Source organism: Stenotrophomonas sp. TEPEL (genome assembly GCF_004348785.1).
Classification (GTDB): domain Bacteria; phylum Pseudomonadota; class Gammaproteobacteria; order Xanthomonadales; family Xanthomonadaceae; genus Stenotrophomonas; species Stenotrophomonas indicatrix.
Map to the genome: position 1 here is coordinate 606,228 of NZ_QQXJ01000001.1, position 1,215 is coordinate 607,442.

The 1,215-nt window shown below is 66.8% G+C and carries 1 protein-coding gene; it reads left to right on the forward strand.

From position 1 onward, the window contains the following. Positions 1 to 1,135 (forward strand): D-alanyl-D-alanine carboxypeptidase family protein (locus TEP_RS02810; protein WP_240790622.1); only part of this gene is annotated, 1,135 nt, incomplete at its 5' end. Positions 1,136 to 1,215: the final 80 nt, after the last annotated feature.

A 1,215-nucleotide genomic window follows, 5' to 3' on the forward strand; every position in this document is an offset into this window, starting at 1 on the left:
GGCCACCCCGGCGCCCGCCGCCGCTGCTGCCCCCGCCACCGTGGCCACGCCGCCGGCGCCTGCACCCAGCGTTTCCAAGGCATGGGTGCTGATGGACTACGCCACCGGCCAGGTGCTGGCAGGCGAGAACATCAACGAACAGCTGGCCCCGGCCAGCATCACCAAGGTGATGACGTCGTACGTGATCGCCGCCGAGGTCAAGAACGGCAAGGTCCGTCCCGACGACCAGGTGATGATGAGCGAACGCGCCTGGCGCGAAGGTGGCGCCGGCACCGATGGCAGCTACAGCGGCTTCCCGGTCAACCAGACCGCGCGCCTGGAAGACATGGAAAAGGGCATGGCGATCCAGTCCGGCAATGACGCCGCGATCGCCCTGGCCGAGCACGTGGCTGGCAGCGAAGAAGCCTTTGCTTCGCTGATGAACAGCTACGCCGCCAAGATCGGCATGAAGAACTCGCACTTCGTGAACGCCCACGGCCTGACCGCCCCGGGCCATCACAGCAGCGCCTACGATCTGGCCCTGCTGGGCCGCGCGATGGTGCGCGACTACCCGGAAACCTACGCGTACAACAAGATCAAGGAATTCCAGGTCGGCACCATCAAGCAGCCCAACCGCAACCTGCTGTTGTGGCGCGATGGCAGCGTGGACGGCATCAAGACCGGCCACACCTCCGAGGCCGGCTACTGCCTGATGAGCTCGGCCCAGCGCGGTGACCAGCGCCTGGTCGCGGTGGTGCTGGGTGGCGCGTCGGAAAAGCAGCGCGCCGATGACAGCCTGGCCCTGTTGAACTGGGGCTTCCGCTTCTTCGAGACCCACCGCCTGTACGAGCCGGGCAAGGCCGTGGCCGAGCACAAGGTATGGAAGGGTACCACCGACAAGGTGCAGCTGGGCGTGGCGCAGCCGATGCTGGTCAGCGTGCCGCGCGGTCGCTACAACGACCTGAAGCCGAGCATCGACGTGCCCAAGACCCTGGAAGCGCCGTTCACCGCTGGCCAGCAGATCGGCACCGTCAAGGTCACCCTGGATGGCAAGCTGGTGGCCGAAGCGCCGCTGGTGGCTGTGGCCGCCGTCGAGCAGGCCGGCTTCTTCAAGCGCCTGTGGGACAGCTTCTGGATGTGGTGGGAATCGGAATGATCCGCAGCCTGCTGCGGTGAAAGGAAAAGGCCGGCGAATGCCGGCCTTTTTCGTGGGATCCCGCCGGGCATGGCCCGGCG